The organism is Symbiobacterium turbinis (assembly GCF_055383075.1).
Genome location: NZ_AP042433.1, coordinates 2,513,040 through 2,530,807 on the forward strand (window position 1 = coordinate 2,513,040; position 17,768 = coordinate 2,530,807).

Here is a 17,768-nt window from a genome sequence, read left to right on the forward strand (position 1 = left end):
GGTGCTTTGATGTCCCTGGGCCACCGCATCCGACAGACGCGCACGCAGAAGGGCATCACCCTCCAGGAGCTCTCGGAGCGCAGCGGCCTGTCCAAGGGCTTCATCTGCCAGCTGGAGAATGACAAGGCCTCGCCCTCGCTGCAGGCCCTCGACCGGCTGTCGGCCGGGCTCGGGGTACCGGTGGCGCTGCTGCTCATCTCCCAGGAAGAGCGGGCGCACGTGGTGCGGGCCAATGCGCGGCAGGGATACTCCATGGGCAGCGACGGGCTGAGCGTGCAGCTGCTCTCGGCCCCGGGCCGCAACCTCAAGATGATGCTGCTGGAGCTGGCGCCGGGCGCCGCCACCGGCGGCGAGAACCACGCCCACGAAGGTGAGGAGTGCCACCTGGTGCTGCAGGGTACGGTGCTGTACCAGCAGGGGGATGAGGAGCTGGTCCTGAACGAGGGAGACTCGCTGCACTGGAACGGCTACATCCCGCACCGGGTGCAGAACTGCAGCGACAGGCCGGCGCGGATCCTCTGCGTCACCACCGGCGCCATGGAGCACATGCTGGAGAGCGAGTGCGACGAGCTGTCGTAGGCCTTTCGGGCCAGGAGCAGTAGGCTCCTGGCCTTATTTCGCGCTATTTCGATTGCAGAAGCCGGACGGGCATGTTACGATTTCCACAAAGGATGGCAGGACCTGTGCCGCGCTGCGGTGCGGGTCTTGCGTCGTCTTGGAAAAGTTTCCTTAGGGCAACTTTCTTGCGTCCATGAAACCCCGCCCGGCCGGGAAAGAACGGAGGTGCGCGGCGGTGGATCCCACACCCTCTCCGCAGGCGCAGAGCGTGAAGGGGGCCTGGCTCAGCATCGCCACCTACTGTCTGCTCGCTGCCGTCAAGCTGGTCGTCGGCTGGCTGTCGGGCTCGCAGGCCATCGCCGCCGACGGCGTGAACAACGCCACCGACGTGCTGGGCTCCGTCGCCGTCCTGCTGGGGCTGAAAATCGCGCAGCGGCCGGCCGACGCGGAGCACCGGTACGGCCACGAGCGCGCCGAGGGCGTCGCCTCGCTGGTGGTGGCGACCATTATGGGAATCGCCAGCCTGGAAGTCGGCCGCGGGGCGGTTCTCTCGCTGATCGCGCCCGACCGTGCGGCGCCTGCTGCCTGGTCGCTCTGGGTGGCCCTGGGCTCCGCCGGGGTCCTGCTGGCCATCTACGCCTACAACCTGCGGCTGGCCCGCCGCTGTCGCAGCACAGCCCTGGAAGCCGCGGCCTACGACCACCTTTCCGACGTCTTCATCAGCCTGGGCGCCGCGGCCGGCATCGCCGGCAGCCACCTGGGCTGGCACTGGGCCGACCCGCTGGCGGGGCTGGTGGTCGCGGTGCTGATCGCCCGCACGGCCTGGTCCATCGGCTCGGAAGCCGCACACATGCTGATGGACGGCTTCACCGACCGGGAGCGCATCGCCGCGCTGCACGAGGTCGTCACGGGCGTCGCCGGCGTGACCGGGGTGCAGAGCCTGAGGGCCCGCCTGCTCGGGAGCCGGGTGCACGTGGACGTGACCGTGCTGGTTCCCTGCCACCTGAGCATCGTGGAGGCCCACGCCGTGGCCGACCGGGTGGAAGCCGCCTTGATCCAGCTGGACGACGTGCGGGAGGTGCACGTCCACGTGGAGCCGGACGTCGCCGCGCAGGCCAGGTGAACCTGCGAAGGAGGAATAGTGGATAGATGATCAGGGCCGACCCCTCACCGGGGGTCGGCCCTGAATCGACCTACAGCGCCGCCCGGGCAGCCTCCAGCGCCGCGTCGTAGTTGGGCTCCTGCCCGGCCGCCGGCACGTACTCCACGTGGACGATGCGGTCGTTCCGGTCGACGACGAAGACCGCCCGGGAGCAGAGCGCCCACTCCTTGATGTACGTGCCGTAGGCCTTGCCGAAGGCGTGGTCGCGGTAGTCCGAGAGGGTGATCACCCGGTCGACGCCCGCGCTGCCGCACCACCGCTTCTGGGCGAAGGGCAGGTCCGCCGAGATGGTGAGGACGACGGCGTCCTCGCCGAGGCCGGCGGCCGCCTCGTTGAACTTGCGGGTCTGGGTGTCGCAGACGCCGGTATCCAGAGACGGGACGGACGAGATAATGCGCACCTTGCCGGCGAAGGACCGCGAATCCACCGTGGACAGATCGTTGCCCACCGCGGTGAAAGCCGGGGCCTGATCGCCCACCTTCAGCTCCGGACCGACCAGGGTCACCTCACCCTTGAACTGAAAAGCACCAGCACGCTCCAAGGCGGTTCCCTCCAAATTTACGTTTTTCGTTGCCTATGTTTACGACGCACGCAGCAGACGAGCCGTAACGGATTCACACGCCGGTGTCAATACCTTGAAGTGGTCATCCTTTATCATTATACTGGTTTTACTTGAAATGCCACGACAAATCATGACCGGCGTTCTTGGTGGGGGAAAGGGGCTACTTCTTGATGAAATGGACGGTCCAACGCCGCCTGTTCGCACTGTCCGTGCTATTGATCGCGCTTGCCGGACTCGTCGCCGCCGCGGCGAACTGGGGACTGCAGAACGTTCAGACCGCCAGCGCGGAGAAGGAGGCAGCTCTGGCCCGGATGCTGAAGGCCCAGCAGCTGGAGCGCGACCTCGCCGAACTCGCCTATGCCGCGTCGGCCTATACCGCGACCGCACAGGCCGATCACAGGGCCGAGTATCTGAAGATCGAGGACCGGGTCGCCGCGGGGCTGCAGGAGCTTGCGGAAGCGGCAGGGAACGAGCGGGAGTCTGAGCTGGTCGGTGTCGTTCAGAGGCGCTTCAACGAGTTCACGGGTTTCGTGGGCCGGGTAATCGACCGCGAGCGCTTCAGTGAGGCGGAGATCAGGTGGATGGCCCGGTCGCTCCAGAACGAGCGGAGCAGCATCAGCCTCGCGCTGGACAGCCTGGTGGCCCACCTCCAGGAGCAGGTGGACACGACGACGGTCGCCGCGGAGGACGCGGTGGATCTCACCCGCATGCTCACTACCGGCACGACGGGGCTCGCCGTGCTGTCGGGCTTCGCGATCTCCTACCTGATCGCCCGGAACATCACCCGCCCGGTGCAGGCCCTGGCCCGGGCGGCCCAGCGCCTGGCCGCCGGAGATCTCAGCCAGGACGTCACCGCCGGGCTGGCCGGGCTGAAGGGGCGGGACGAACTGGCGGAGATGGCCCGGAGTTTCCACCAGATGGTCGGCTACCTGCGGGGCCTGGTGGTGGGTATGCAGGGCACCGTGCAGGCGGGACTGCAGGTTTCGGGAGACCTCGCCTCCACGGCAGATCAGGCCGCGGCCTCCACCCAGGATGCGGCCCGCGCGGTGAGCGTGGTGGCCGAGGGCACGTCGCAGCAGGCCGCATCCGCCCGCGAGATCAACACGATGCTGGAGGAGCTGCGCCATTCCGTGCAGCAGATCGCGGCAGGGGCCAATCGCTCCTCAGCCGACCTGGATAACGCCTCCGCGCTACTGCACAGGGCTGCGCAGGACCTGACCCGCATGACCGAGCAGACCGACCTGGTCGCCAGGGGGGCCCAAGAGGCGGCGCGGATGGCCGAGGAAGGCACCAGCGCCGTGGACGAAATGGTGCAGGGCATGATGCGCATTCAGCATGTGGTGGGCGAGTCGGCATCCCGCATGAACGAGCTGGAGGAAGCCTCTGCCCAGATCGGACAGATCACCGCCGTCATCTCGGAGATTGCGGATCAGACCAACCTGCTGGCCCTGAACGCCGCCATCGAGGCGGCCCGGGCGGGCGAGCACGGGCGCGGTTTCGCGGTAGTCGCCGACGAGGTCAGGCAGCTTGCGGAACGTTCCGCCTCCTCGGCCCGCGAGATCAGCGAGCTGATCGCCCGGATCCAGACCCGCACCGCCCAGGTCGTGGAGTCGATGGCCGTGGGCTCCGCGGAGGTGGAGCAGGGCAGCCAGCTGGCGGCGCGGTCTGGCGCCCGGCTGGAGCAGATCCTGCAGACGGTCACCCGGGCCGCCGAGGATGTCAGCCAGGTCGCCGAAGCGGCCCGCACGCTGCAGCGGCAGGTGGACGAGGCCATGCACGCCTTCGAGGGCGTCGCCGCCGTGACGGCGGAGAACAACGCGGCCACGGAGGAGATGGCCGCGAGCACAGAGCGGGCGCTCACCTCGATCGGTTCTATTGTGGATGCGGCACAGCAGAACGCCGCAGCGGCGGAGCAGGTCTCGGCGGCCATCGAGGAGTTGACCGCGATCGCCGACGGGGTGGCCAGCCACGCGCAGAATCTGAACCAGATCGCGCTCTGGCTGAACGAGCAGGTGGGGAACTTCAACGTGGGCGGCGAGGAGGCCGGGGCTGCCGCGGAGGATGGCGGGGCGCTGCAGGAGGAGGGCGAGGCCCCGCAGGAGGCTGGCGAGGATGCCCCAGAAGGTGGCGAGACAGTCCCGGAAGGCGGCCAGGAGCAGATCGTGGGCGGTGAGAAACGCGGCCCAGGCCTGTGTTGATCAATACAGCATGAAACGTCACCAGGACGCCATCTCGAAGGCGTCCTGGTTTGATTCTTCCTGTAGATCTAGGCTACCACAGTGACGACTGCCCATGGGAACGGCAACCTTTTCACTGAGGGCGATCTGTGGTCTTCAGTTGCCCTTGGCCATGCGAATGGCTTCGTGATATGTAGCAACTGTTTGATCCACCATGCGGTCCAGTCCAAAGTGCTCCTTCGCATAGGCGGCACTCCACTCCTGAACCTCTCGGGTCCAGGAATGGTCGTCTAACAGCCGCTTGCAGAGTGCGACAACTGAGCGCGCATTGGGAAGAGGCTCTCCGCGTCCGGAGAAATTTGCTCTACGAAGAGCCTCTACATTGTCAGGAGTAACAAGTCCACCGTAGCCGACATGGTTGCAGACAACAGCAGCACAACCGCTGGCCATTGCCTCCCTGATTCCGCGGCCTGTTGCCAGGACTGCGTCCGTCTGGCGCAACAACTGCGGCACATCCCACCTGGCACCGAGAAATTCGGGCATGTGTTCACATCCGGGTGGAACCGGGGAGCCCGCCACAAGGAGTCGTAGCCCCTCATTACGGGCCTCCTCTACCAAACGTCGCACAAAAACTGTACGCTCAGGTTCGTCCAGTCGGCCAAGCCAGAGGACCTGCCGCAGCGAGGGGCCACGCTCTGCGGCTGAGAAAGCAGACAGATCGATACCGTTCTCGATTACGCGCGCTTGAACGCCCGTTTTTCCCCGAATAAAATCCGCACCTTCTCGTGAAACGGCAATCACAGGCCCTGATCGAACGGCAAGTCCTATATAGTCATCGTACACTCCATGATAAGTGGTAACTACGGGTCTGCGGTGTTTCTGAGCGAACACGCACCCTTGAGCGATTGCCTCGAAAGGATGTAAATGCAGGACATCGATGGAGTACGGTATATCTGACGCAATCTGTACACGCAGGTCGGAGAGCTGCTTGACCATGTGGTCACTAACCCTGGTACAAACCACAGTGACCCTGTGCTTGCGCTCCACGAGCCCCTGACAGAGCCCTAAGATGTGCGTCTCAAGTCCGCCCATCTCCAGTCTGTCTACGGAGATGGCGATATTGAGGGAGCGTTCTGGGTTGGTTCCAGGTGAATCGTTTGTGATGTGAGCGTTAACCGCCGGGTGGGGCTCTGGCCGCGGTCCTGGACCTGTCTGCGGCTCTCTGACGCCCTTCACCGCAGCCTGCAGGTACAGGTCAGCCAGAGATCTTTCGGCTTGATTAGCCAATTCAGGTATGCTCATTAACGAGAGAAGTGCCTTCTCCGCCAAATCGGGATGCCGCAGCTTGCGGGACAAAACCAACAGGTTCATGCAACACTCTGCGCTCACCCAGGGGTCATCCAATAGTGCATACGTGTCTACTGCCAGATCAAAATACCCGAGTGTGAACAAAAGGTGAGCTCTTTCCAGTATTACCGCGGAAGTCGCAGGCAAACTATTCAGGATATCCAGCGCGTCCCGGTATAGACGCAATCGGCGGAGCAGAACCGCCTGTAGCAGCTCGGGCGGGTGCTCAGTGGATGCGATACCGTTACAGAGTTGCCGGAGATCGTATGCACGCACCTGATTCTCCTCTTGGCACAGGTCAGCGTAGCGTCGCACATCGTCCAAGGCCGCATGACTAGCTCCGGCTGAGAGGTGTCCCAGCGCCCGAAACAGGATCGCTTCTTGGCCCACATCATCCAGTCCTACGGCCTGGTCAGCATAGTCGAATACTCGTTCATGCTCTCCCAGAGTCCACAGGAGACGGCACAACTCCACGACCGCGACCGAATCCGACTCTGAATGGACCACTGATTCGTACCGGCTACGCAAATCTGTGAGTTGGTGGCACATGTCTATATTTTCGCGGCAACCAGCATGCTGATCTACGATACTCACGACTTGATTGGCCCTAGACTGCCATGTTTGGGTACCTGCTGCGCGTCGCAGGTATTCCCTGGATGGTGGATCTCTGAGGAGATCTCCAACCAGTTCTACAAACTCACGGTTGGTGCGTGCGATACAGGCGATTTCCTTGTAGGGGTATATTTCGGGCAAATTGGTGGTTACCGTAGGCAATCCGGCAGCCAAATATTCGTATAGCTTCAGCGGGCTGACGCTTAGGGTTAACTCGTTAACTTTGAAAGGAATGATCCCAACATCAAAGTTGGTGAGGTACCGGTATACCTGATTATACGGCCTGGAGCCAAGTAGATGGACGTTGGGCAATCGGGTCAAACGTTGGTAGACCTGAGAATCAACTGGCCCGATCAGCACAACTGAGCAGTCAGGATAGGTACGAGCTAAGTGTGCGACCAAATCGAGATCAACCCACTCGCTCACTCCGCCCACAAAGCCGATAACGGGACGCGGAATGTCCGCCAGGTCGGTTGGTGGAAAGGCGTCTCCACTGAAATAGTCCGGGTCGACAGCGTTAGGCAGATAATAGACCCGCTCGTTGAGCTGAAGCTTGTTAACCATCAATCGGGCCGCACTGCAGATGACCAAATCGGCAGAGGCAACTAACCTGTTCTCGTTAGCCAAATCAAGCAGACCCGCGTATGAAAAGGCGGAGTGTTCGTCGGCACAGTCATAGATTACGGGCACTTCGCGAGGAATAACGTCCAACTCATCCACCCAGTGAAATGGCGTGGAATAATAAACAATCGGATTCTCTTCCGCCATAAGACTGAGCAACTCTTTAAGGAACACCTTGCGGATGCCAGGGTGGTCTGGGGAGTCGGGGGGGCTGATAACGCGTAGGTTGGGTAACACAGCCGGTTCCCTCAGGCGTTCTTCGATGTACGATCGAACTGCCGCTGAAACTGCATCTGGTCCCGCCTCAACTACTTCCGATATTGCCTTGTCAGCTACGCCCAGTCCGTTGACAAAAATGCCTGGATGTCCCATGCGCGCCAATTCCCTGGCGATATTCTGGACGCGCTGCCGAAAAGTAGACCACGTAGGTTCCCACGATATGGAGTTCAGATAGATGAACGCATGAGTCACGAAAGGCCCTCCCAACCTCGAGACGATTTGCCGCAGCCCATGACCTGCTCCGGATCACACCCTCTGGCGAACAAGAAGAGATCCGGGGTTACCCCTCCCTTCGTGCGTCCGCATGGCTTTCCTCTTTCAGTGTCACACCACATACCGTTGAGGACAACAAAGGTCCATTACGCTCCTATACTCCTTATGTCCAAGAGTTTCGAGAATGGAAGCTTTGATGCCTGCCTTTGTCTGCCCCTGCAACGTAATTCGTACTCGTTGATCCCTATCCCTGAGGCTTGGGAGGTGGCTCATGGTTCAGCGTCGGCTACAGATCCACCGGTCGTACTCCTGGAACCGGGCTTCGACATGGCCGTGGGCACAGCCGGACAGCGACCCACGAGCCAAGCCAGACCACCAGGCCCGTAGGGAAACTGTGGCTGCGAGACGACAAGACATGCTGAGGGGAGATCGAGTCAACACCGCTCCGATCTCCCCTCTGGCGGATGCATAAGATCCCATTCATTCACGGCAACGGCAAATCAGCCGCGCCGTCTGTTACGACACCAGGCTCGTCCGCCGGCCCCTCCTCCTCCACGGTCACCTCCCTGTCGGCCCACTCCTCCACCGCCCACTCGGTCAGCGGACCGTGGCAGAACTGCCGGTACTCGCACCGGGCGCAGATGCGCTCGTCGCCGGTGGGCAGAAAGCCGTCCCTGGGCGTCGCCAGGATCTGCGCGACCAACCGCCTCAGCCGCTGCCGATCTTCGGCGAACTGGGCGGCGCTGTATTGCAGGCGCACCTCCTGGCTGCCCTGCAGCGGGTTCCAGTAGACCATCGCCACGCGGTCGGGATCGAAAGCGCCGCTGGGTGCATACGCGCTGCCCGCTGCGCAGAGCACGTAGCGGTAGACCATCGTCTGAAAGGCCTCCTCCAGCCTGGCCCGGGAGGGCATGTACCGCAGGGTCTTCCAGTCGTAAATCGTCGCCTGCCCGTCGGGCGCCACGACCAGGAGGTCGAACTTGGCCACGAGCCTCAGAATTCGGGGGCTGTCGGTGCGTTCGGGTGGATCTCCCGGGCTGGACGTGGCTGCCTCGTTGAGCCGCAGCTCCAGCTCGGGATGATAGGTGTACTCCGGATTCCGGGGCAGGTAGCGCCGGAGCAGGTGCACCCAGCCCATCAGTTCGGCCCGATCCGCAGCGTCGCCGAGGGTACCGGGCTCCAGGCCGCTGTAGTAGCGGCGGGCCATCAGGTGAAAGCGCTCTCCCTGAAGCAAGGCCCGCAGTTCGTCGGGATCATCCGGCGCGCCGGTGAGATAAAGGCCATCGATATATCGGCGCCGAAAGCGCAGCGGGCACTCGGTATAAAGCCGAAGGGCGAGCGCGCTGAAAGGCCGCTCGTGCAGGGGCAAACGCGCCACGGACCGGTCACCTCCTCGCGTGCACAAACTGCCGGAGCCGCTCCAGCGCAAGCGTGGGCCTGGCCCCCCGCCCCCACTGGTCTTCCATATGGTAGGAAAGAAGCAAGTTGGAGCGCGCCCGGGTGATGACCACATAGAGCAACCGGAGCCGCTCTGCAATCTGCTCCCGTTTCTTCGCCGCGGCGGAATCATCAGGGACCCCGGGCGCGCCCGTGAGCCGGTCGAGTGACGCCAGCGCCGCCGCTATGGGATTGTTCTGGCCCGACACCATGAACCATCGCTCCGAAGGCACCCGGTCGCCCGACAGGCTGGTGAAGTAGCCGCGGGTGAGGCCGACGGCGTACACCGTATCCCACTCCAGCCCCTTGGCTGCATGACAGGTGGAAACGTACACCACACCGCATTCCGGCTCGAATCCCTGCCGGTCGTAGAGCGCATCGGCGAGCCAGCCCGATCGGCCCAGTGCGTCTGCCAGTTCCCTGGCCACGTCGCCGGGGCCGTAGAGCGGCTGCTCCTCCAAGAGCCGCCGCGCCCGGAGGGCCAGATACTGCGCCAGGGCCAGATCCTCGCCCGCGAGCCCCAGATCCGCCGCCATGTGCAACAGCAGGACATCGGCCGGCGCTGGAAGGTGTGCCAGCCATCCGTCAAGGTAGGGCTCGAGCCGCTCGGCCGCGGCGCGCCGTTCGGGCAAATGGGGCGCCGCGAGAAAGGCGAGGGCAGCCAGCAGGTCCGAACCCAGCCGCAGCCGCTCCAGCGGGGCCGTCTTGCCCACCGGAATCACCTGGGCACCCTCCCGCCGCAACCCGGCCACCATGTCAGCCACCATCGTGTTGGTGGGCACGAGCACGCCCACGGTCGCCTCGGGATACAACCGCACCGAGCGGGCGGCCCAGCGGGCGATGTCCGCCATCTCCTCCTCATAAGTGGCGTACTCCTTGAACAGCACCCGCCGGCCTCCGGGCTCCGGGTTGGCCGTCCCCATCCCCGGTGGCACCGGCCTGATGAACTGCGGCTCCAGCGCATCCCGGCACCCGGGATCCGGGTAATCCTCCCTGGTCCAGCGGACCAGTTCGTTGGCTACATCGATGATCTCCCGGCTCGAGCGGCCTGCCATCGTCAGGGGGCGGACCTCCACCCCGGGCTCCCGCGCGAACGCCCGGAAGAGCGCCGGTTCGGCGGTGGTGAAGCTGCCCATGATCGCCTGGTTGGCGTCGCCCACCCGGACGAAGTTGCCGCCGGGGCCGGCCAGCAGTCGGAGCACCTGCTCCTGCAGGCGGTACGAGTCCTGCGCCTCGTCCTCGAAGACGTAGGTCCAGCGCTGCCGCAGCCGCTCCAGCAGGTCGGGCTGCTCGGTCAGGAGCCGGTAGGCCCCGAGCATCATGTCGTCGAAGTCCACCAGCCCCTCCCGGGCCAGGGCCCGCTGGTACTCCTGGTAGACCTCGGCCGCCCAGCGCAGGGGCTCCCTGTTGGGCAGAGACCGAGTCCTTGACACGGCCTCGTCAGGCGACAACTGCCGGGCCTTGAAGGACTGGATCAGCCGGTTCATTAGTTCCCGGGTTTCCTTGGCCCACCACTGCAGGGCCCACTCGCGCTGGTCGAGGTCCTCCCGGACCAGCGACTCCCAGGTGTCGCGGTGCGCGGCGATCCACCGGTCGGTGAGGGAACCGATGAGGGACTGCCTGCGCACCTCGTCCAGCACGGCGAAGGTGTCTGTCCAGCCGATGGCCTCCGGCCGCTCCCGGATGATTTGCACGGCCAGGGAGTGAATGGTGCGCACCTCAAAGCCCGTCCGGGGCAGGCCGCGGGCCTCCAGGAACTGGCCTATGCGGTTCTTGAAGTTGCCCACCGCGGAGTTGGTGTAGGTGACGACCAGGATGCGGCCAGGATGGTGGCGCCCCTCGGCGATGAGGTCGGCCGCCAGGTAGGCCAGCACGGTGGTCTTGCCGGCGCCGGGCACGGCCGGGACCGCCATGTACCCGCCCCGGTACTTGGCCACCTCCTCCTGATCCGGCCTCAGGCGAAAGCTCATGCCCAGAGCCCCCCTTCCTGCTCCTGCGCCCACGGGCTGAGCGCCGCAGCCGCGGTAATCACCCGGCCGGTGCAGCGGCGCAGCAGGGCGCGCACGGTGCGGTCCCGCGCGGCTTCCCGGACCCGGCGGGCGTCGTCGTCCGTCCAGGCTGCGCCCGCCGGCCAGTCCGGCGCCAGCACGTGGGGGTTGGCCAGCTCGGATACCCAGGTGGGCTGCCAGCCCGGAGCGCTGATATCCAGCCAGATCTGCACCGTCGAGGTTAGCCGGCGGCCGAGGTACGCCTGGGGCGTGGCCAGGAGGACGCGGGCGTCCTCAGGCTCGCCCGCGGCAGGCCACGGCGGCCAAAGCGTCGCGGTGGCCTCGGTGACCAGCGGCCGGTAGGCGGGGCCGAAGGGACCCTGGTCGTCGGGATGGAACCCTGCAGCCAGCCGTTCGCCGGCCAGGCGGAAGTCCGCCGCGGACCGGAGCAGCTGGCGGCAGGCGTCGATGGCCTCAGGCGGCAGGTCGGGCCGCAGGGGGAGCAGCAGTTCCAGCAGGGCGGCGCGGACGAACCCATCGGTCTGCCATGTGCGTTGACGGGCCGCGCGCAGCCAGGCGTGCAGCCGCCGGTACGGGGCCGGATGCTCAGCGGGGTCGGGCAGGTCGTCCTGCGCGTCCCAGAGCGCCTCACCGAGGTGGGCCGCGGCGATGGGATCCAGGCCGAGCAGCACGCGGACCGCGTCGATGTACGGGCTCGGCGAGGGCCACGGCGGCCGCCAAGCCGGAACCGCCAGACCGACCAGGGCGACGATGGCCCGGACGGCGGGCTCATCCAGGAGGCGCCGGGTCGGGACGAGGGGCTCTATGTAGATTCCCCGGGGCTCCAGCGCCTGCCCCAGCGCGGTGGCCAGCAGGTGGTCGACCCGGGGAGCGATCACGGCGATCTCGCCAGGGGGCACGCCCCCGGCCACCAGGTCGGCGACCACGCCCGCGGCCTGGTTCACCATGTCTCCCCAGAACTCGGCCGTCAGGTGAGACTGTCCGGCCGCCTGCCCGTGCGCCGCCCCGGCGTGGCGGAGCGCAGTCAGCCGGGCATCCAGGTCGGGCGCAGGGTCCGGCAGATGGACCCGATCCGCCCCGGCGAACCGGGCCAGGGCACCCGCAGGATCCGCGCTGCGGAGGATCCCGTGTCCTCCGTCGGGATCGAGGGCAACGGCAGCCTCCTCCACCGCCCCGGCCATGGCCGCCACGAACTCCTGCTCCACCGGCATGGCCTCGTCCAGGTCATCCACCAGAAGCCGGCGGAACCTCCCCAGCAGGTAGGCGCGGTAGGCGGGATCGGGCAGGAGGGCGTCGGTGAAGAGCGTGAGGGCGAGTCCGTAATCCAGCAGGCCGGCCTCCAGCAGGCGCGTCCGATGCTGGTCCAGCAGGGCCGCGACCTGCCCGTAGAGCAGCCGCTTCTCAGGACGGTCTGCCTCTGCCAGCCGGAGTGCCGCCTGCTCAGGCCCCAGCCCGGCCCCGGCCGCGACCCGGTCGACCCGGGTGAGCAGCTGCAGGGCCAGCCGCTCGGGCGTGGCTTTCACCACATCGCCGAAGAGCGCGTAGTGGGGCTCCAGGAGCGCCTGCAGCAGGTGGCGCTCGACCGTGAGGGGCAGGAACGTGGGCGCGAGCCAGCGGCGGGCGGCGGGGACCACCGCCTGCACCGTGGGCCAGTGCAGGGTCAGCTCCTGCCGGATGAAACCGTAGAAGTCGTAGGCCTCAATGGAGCCGCTGGCGGCCAGGTCGAGACCGCGACGCCACGGGGCGGTCTGCGCCGCCCCGTGGGTGAGGATGAGGATCTGATCGGTGCGCACCCCGTGCTGCACCGAGTGAAGGTAACGCTCACGGAGCGCCGTCGTCTTCCCGGACCGGGCCGGCCCGGTGATGAGCGTGACCGCCATGCTACACCCGCACGTCGATCCGGGTGCCCTTGTGGGGCTCCAGGTTGATGGGTGCGGCCTTCAGGATCTGCTCCACATGGCTCTGGGCGGCCTGCATGGGCTTCTTCATCGCCCAGATGTTCACCGATTGTTGGACCTGCGCCACCTTCACACAGACACCCCCTACCGGATGAATGCCTTGTACACGTAGTAGATGCCCAGGGCCAGCAGGATAAGCGGGGCCAGCCGGAACAGCATGGCTACGCCGAAAACGACGGTGCGGGCGGCCAGTCCCGCAAAGGCAAGCAGGACGAAGATGACGGCTGCGACGTACCCGCCCCGCCCCAGCCACCCGGACTTGACCGCGAAGGCCAGCCCGGCTGCGATGATGAGAAACAGCCAGGCGCTGTGCATGGTGAAGCGGAACACGGCCAGGAGGCCGACCAGGAGAAGGACGATGCCGATGAGCTTGTTCATGAGCGCGATCAACCCCTTCTTAAGGGAGACGCCGGGGATGGGGAAGAAGTTCGCGGGGCGGAAGAAGTGAAAGGGCCGTCCCGCCAGGACGGCCGTCGTCTAACGCATGCGAAACCCTTACCTAGCAAGATACTTCGTCCATATAGGGTCAATATCGTGAACCCCTAACATACCACCCAAGGCTCGAAGGTTATCGTATGGCTCTTGATAATCCGGCTTGTACTGCAACGCACCATAGAAATAATCCCAAGCGGCCTGAACATCTCCTAAATACGCATAGGCCTCCCCCAAATAGTTAAGAGCTATATGGGGCTCAATTTCGCATCTTTCCAAGACAACGGTGGCTCGGATATAGTTCCCGGTCATAAGATGGCCCAGCGCCTCAGCGAACCAACGATCCTGAGGCGTTCTCACCATGTCAACTGCCTGTGCGAACCACTGTTCAGCGTGCGGTCCCAAACCGCGGCGCATGAGCAGGAGCGCAATAATGACACGTGCTCGTACTTCTGGAGAGCACAGCGTGTCGCTCCAGGTCACCTCGGGAACAAGGTCTTGCAGACTGTGCTGGCACAGAAATTTCTCCACGTGCTGGGCCAGAAGCTTATAGTTCACCGTTCTTGTAGTGTTCCCCGGGTGACGACGGTACAACAAGAGTGGCTTCGCGATGTGGATGGACTCACATCTCTGGGCCAAGCGCAGTACGAAGTCAGTATCCTCGCCTATCCAAAGCGACGGGTCCTGGCGCTCTAGGCCCAAAACATTCCGGCGTATCATCATAGTCCCGTTGTTGTACGGAGTCCCGTAACGCAACATGGACCTTAGAATACGGGAACTCGTGATCTGTCCGGATCGCCAGTAGCCCAACGGCCGGTCATTTTCATCAATCAACAGCATATCGGAATGAACGAACCCTACCGTCGGGCTGGAAAAATGGGCCAACAGCTCGGCGAATCGGTTGGGAAGCGACACATCGTCTGCGTCCTGCCACACGATAAACTCGCCCCGGGCGGCGTCCAGAGCAAGATTCCGCGCCGCAGCAGTCCCAGAATGTTCTTGCCGAAAGTACCGGATGCGGGGATCATTCACGGAACGGACAATGTCCTCAGTTCGATCAGTCGACCCGTCGTTTACAACGATTACTTCAATATCTGATACCGTTTGATTAAGGATGCTATGGAGGCTCTTGGACAGATATGGTTCGGCGTTATGCACAGGCATGATAACCGTAATCATCAGGTTCACCTACTTGAACGGCTGATATCGCACCTCACGCTCAGTCTACGAGCGCCCGGACCCGGTATAGGGCGTCCTCCAACTGATCGATGGCAGCCGCCCAAGACAGTGCCTCTGCCGTGCGTCTCCCCTCGCGCGCCAAGTGCGCGGCGATCGCCTCATCACGGAGCACTGTCACTACCCCCCACGCGAGAGAATCGACATCACCGGGGTCTGCAATCAGGCAATTCTCCCCCGGCCGCCCGTAAGCGTGGATACCGCCGTTGTCCGTAGACACAACCGGTACGCCAGAGGCCATGGCTTCCAGGTGAGGAAGGCCGAACGCCTCGTACCACGATGCCGACAGAAAGACATCATGCGCACGGATGAGATCAGGTAGGCGCTCTTGGGGCGGATTCACCACCATCTTAATGGGAAACTTGTTCCCCGAAATCTTCACGGGAACTTGCGAAATCCACGTCACTTCCAGGTTGCCTACAACGCGGTACACCTTTTCCAGCACCCGCATGGCCACGTCGAATCCTTTAAAGGCCAACCTCGGATTGCCAATCAACAACACGCGATTCCGATGGGGGCGAGTACCAGGGTGGAACCGGACAGTATCGATGCCATTGAGTACGAGCCCACTACGGCGGCCATAGCGGTGCGCCAGAATCTCCTGAACTACAGGAGAAACGCCGGCCAAAGCGACTGGATAGGCCATGGCCTCATCGAAGCGTTTTTTCCAATGGCGGACCGCTTCGTTGGGTACGTCTCCGAATAAGAACTCGTGCCCCTGCTCCCAATACAAGACGGGAACCGGCCCGCCTGCCAGTTCGGGAATCTGATGGAACCAGCCTGGAACCACGACATCAATATTCTGTAGAGCATCCCAGATGGGCTGCCCCGCGTGTAAGACTATCTCCTCATCGGCTCTCACATCGGTCCAGTCGGGCATCACTCCGCCCCGGCGGTCGTCGACAGCAACGGCCCGAACGTGGTGCCCCCGCGCGCGGAGATGTCGAATGTGCTCCATCAGCATCTTCATGCCGCCCGTCACAGTTCGCCCCGGAATTGTGTAGGCAACCCGAAGCGGTCCGTGATGGTCCGGTGGCTGTCGGGCCCATATTGTATCGACCTGTGCACACATGGCTTTGAGCACAAGGCTACTCAGGTCACGCGTTCTCTTGTGGCGTCGTCGTGCAACGGGCAACACTTTCCCCGGTACAGCAAGCATGTCGTCTTCTCGAATCGTATGGGAGTCTTTCGGTGGACGCTTGGCCAATGTGTTGACCCCCTGTCCGGCTATATTTAGTTCGCCAGCAACCGTGACCAGGGATGAATGTTGCGGCCCTGCTTCAGTATGGCGGTAGCCTCGTGACTCTCACGAGTCCTGCGCAGGGCAACTGCCGCCTTGGCGTAGATTTCCACCTTGGCTGGGCCCAACTCAACACGTGTCCGCAAGAAATGTGCTGCGGCCGCGTAATCTCCATGGTCAAAGGCGATCAGACCCAACACTTCTAGCGACTCCGGCTGGTCAGGCGCTTCAAGAGCCCATTGCAGTGCAGCGTCCGCCATTCCGGACTGAAGGAGAAGCCAGGCCGCCCGCCCCAGGCCTCCGTGGTCCCGTATGCCCTCAGCACCCGCGCGCAGCAACTCCAAACAGCCAACATCAGCCCAGTGGACCATGAGCATGTCGGCTGCCCACACCAGGCCAGTCGGAACGATCCGAGACTCCAGAATCGCGTTCAGCGCAGAGCGCCAACTTTCCGGGAGTTCTTCCGTTGCGCTTGGCAGCAGGTCTAATCGTCCAAACCAGACCGCAGCCGTAGCCAGGCAGAGCGCCGCGTATATGCCGCCGTTTTTCGCCAGATCCTGCGCAGCAGACCATTCCCCGGCGTGCGCTAACCCATACAGACTGTAAGCAGATGCGTGGCCGCGGCCACGGTTCACCCGCGCCAGCGCAGCGGCCAGGTCCAATTGGCGCGCCCTCAGAAGCGCCCCCACCGCAGCGTTCAGGACGCTGGGCATCTGCACCCGCGTACGGGCGTCTGACACCACGGAAACGATGCCCTCATACAGCGCCTTGTGCCGAATCCACTCGCGGGCCAGAGTGAAATCCTCCGGATAACGGTCTGCCCCTTCGCCCCAGGTGGCAATCGCCTCTTTCTTCCTTCCGGATACCCATAACGCAGTCGCTTCGTGATGAATAAACCAGGCAGGTGTTGGCGTCAGATAACCAAAAGCCGTGACGGGCTGCTTACGCAGAGTCCGCAATAGCGTTCGCGCGGTGACGGCATCGCCTTCAAACAGGGCGGTCCTGATCATGCACACCAGGCTGTCTCTCTGCGTAATCGGGTCCTTTCGTCCCATCTGGGCGATCTGCCAGCCGTTCTCGAGCCGCTTCCTGCGTAAACCGATATCGAGCAGGCGGTGCGCAGACAGCGCGCTTACGCGATGTTCCGGCGCAAGTTGCATGCACTTGCAAAAGCATGAAGAGGCCATTCCAAGCTCATTTTCAATAAGGTATTCCATGCCTAAAAAGTGCCAGTTCGTAGCAGATTCCGGCTGGTCCTGTAGCGCCTTCTTCAGGAGCCTTATGTTGCGTTGGCGTCGACCCTTTCGCTCGTTTTCCGCAGTAGTGTAGCCGTAATGTTCAATGCCCGACTCAATAGTCTTGATAACTCCACCCGCCGCCTGTATAGAGTCGGCGATCCGCTCGTGAACTCTTCCGGTAAACCTGTAGGCCGGCTTGTTGCGAAAAAGCCGGACGATTGGCACGCGGTCCACGCGTCGCCCGTCGACTACATTCATAACGGGCAACAGGTAAGCGTCCACCTTCGAATCCTTAAGTAACCGGTCGATATCTCGCGCCAGTTCCGGACTAACCGCCTCGTCTGCGTCCAGTATCAGGACCCAGTCACCTGTGGTGTGCGCGAGCGCGGCATTTCTCGCTTCCGCGAAGTCGTCGTTCCAAGGAATGCTGACCACTCGTGCACCTAGGGACTCTGCCGTCCTCACCGTTCCATCCACAGATCCCGTATCGGCAACCACAATCTCGGTGGCGATAGAACTCACACTGGCCAGGGCCCGGGTGATGTTCTTTTCCTCGTCGCGTACGATCATACAGACGGAAAGGGTTTCTTTGGCTTCCAAACGACATCAGCCCTTAGCAATTTCTCGGTGGTGTAGTGTTTCGGGGTGCCAATAAGGAAACCCTGCAGCCAGAAAACAGGCAACCAG

General features: G+C 63.6%; 13 protein-coding genes. 3 read left to right on the forward strand and 10 right to left on the reverse strand.

Translation table 11 applies throughout. The features are described from left to right. Positions 1 to 9: 9 nt before the first annotated feature. Both ACZ45O_RS12010 and ACZ45O_RS12015 read left to right on the forward strand, forming a co-directional pair. Positions 10 to 579, forward strand: coding sequence for a cupin domain-containing protein (locus ACZ45O_RS12010; RefSeq protein ID WP_464853250.1), 570 nt, complete (start codon positions 10 to 12; stop codon positions 577 to 579). Between the two features lie 214 nt (positions 580 to 793). Next, positions 794 to 1,681, forward strand: coding sequence for a cation diffusion facilitator family transporter (locus tag ACZ45O_RS12015; RefSeq protein WP_464853252.1), 888 nt, complete (start codon positions 794 to 796; stop codon positions 1,679 to 1,681). A gap of 70 nt (positions 1,682 to 1,751) precedes the next feature. On the opposite strand, the gene tpx is transcribed toward ACZ45O_RS12015, so the two are convergent. Then, positions 1,752 to 2,261 carry a thiol peroxidase gene (tpx, locus tag ACZ45O_RS12020; RefSeq protein ID WP_464853254.1) on the reverse strand — a complete coding sequence of 170 codons (510 nt, stop codon included), beginning with the start codon at positions 2,259 to 2,261 and terminating at the stop codon, positions 1,752 to 1,754. Between the two features lie 230 nt (positions 2,262 to 2,491). Between tpx and ACZ45O_RS12025 the strand changes: the two genes are divergently transcribed. Continuing rightward, positions 2,492 to 4,480, forward strand: coding sequence for a methyl-accepting chemotaxis protein (locus tag ACZ45O_RS12025; protein ID WP_464853256.1), 1,989 nt, complete (start codon positions 2,492 to 2,494; stop codon positions 4,478 to 4,480). Positions 4,481 to 4,615: 135 nt separating this feature from the next. On the opposite strand, the gene ACZ45O_RS12030 is transcribed toward ACZ45O_RS12025, so the two are convergent. The 9 genes from ACZ45O_RS12030 to ACZ45O_RS12070 form a co-directional block, all read right to left on the reverse strand. Next, on the reverse strand, positions 4,616 to 7,510 hold the full coding sequence (locus ACZ45O_RS12030) for a glycosyltransferase (protein WP_464853258.1): 2,895 nt from the start codon (positions 7,508 to 7,510) through the stop codon (positions 4,616 to 4,618). Between the two features lie 505 nt (positions 7,511 to 8,015). After that, entirely contained in the window at positions 8,016 to 8,909 is an 894-nt protein-coding gene (locus ACZ45O_RS12035; protein WP_464853260.1) for a PD-(D/E)XK nuclease family protein, read from the reverse strand. Positions 8,910 to 8,916: 7 nt separating this feature from the next. Continuing rightward, the gene (locus ACZ45O_RS12040) at positions 8,917 to 10,938 is read right to left on the reverse strand and encodes an ATP-dependent helicase (protein WP_464853261.1); all 2,022 of its coding nucleotides are present in this window, start codon (positions 10,936 to 10,938) and stop codon (positions 8,917 to 8,919) included. Beyond that, positions 10,935 to 12,857, reverse strand: coding sequence for a UvrD-helicase domain-containing protein (locus ACZ45O_RS12045; RefSeq protein ID WP_464853263.1), 1,923 nt, complete (start codon positions 12,855 to 12,857; stop codon positions 10,935 to 10,937). The genes ACZ45O_RS12040 and ACZ45O_RS12045 overlap by 4 nt, the downstream gene beginning before the upstream one ends. Before the next feature lies 1 nt (position 12,858). Then, positions 12,859 to 13,008, reverse strand: a complete 150-nt coding sequence (locus tag ACZ45O_RS12050) for a YjfB family protein (protein ID WP_464853265.1) — start codon at positions 13,006 to 13,008, stop codon at positions 12,859 to 12,861. Between the two features lie 11 nt (positions 13,009 to 13,019). Further along, entirely contained in the window at positions 13,020 to 13,313 is a 294-nt protein-coding gene (locus tag ACZ45O_RS12055) for a hypothetical protein (RefSeq protein WP_464853267.1), read from the reverse strand. A 117-nt stretch (positions 13,314 to 13,430) separates the two neighbouring features. Beyond that, on the reverse strand, positions 13,431 to 14,546 hold the full coding sequence (locus ACZ45O_RS12060) for a glycosyltransferase (RefSeq protein WP_464857737.1): 1,116 nt from the start codon (positions 14,544 to 14,546) through the stop codon (positions 13,431 to 13,433). A gap of 40 nt (positions 14,547 to 14,586) precedes the next feature. Then, a complete protein-coding gene (locus tag ACZ45O_RS12065) occupies positions 14,587 to 15,573 on the reverse strand; it encodes a glycosyltransferase family 4 protein (RefSeq protein WP_464853269.1) in 987 nt (328 codons plus the stop codon). A 263-nt stretch (positions 15,574 to 15,836) separates the two neighbouring features. Continuing rightward, a complete protein-coding gene (locus ACZ45O_RS12070; protein ID WP_464853270.1) occupies positions 15,837 to 17,651 on the reverse strand; it encodes a glycosyltransferase in 1,815 nt (604 codons plus the stop codon). Positions 17,652 to 17,768 lie beyond the last annotated feature (117 nt).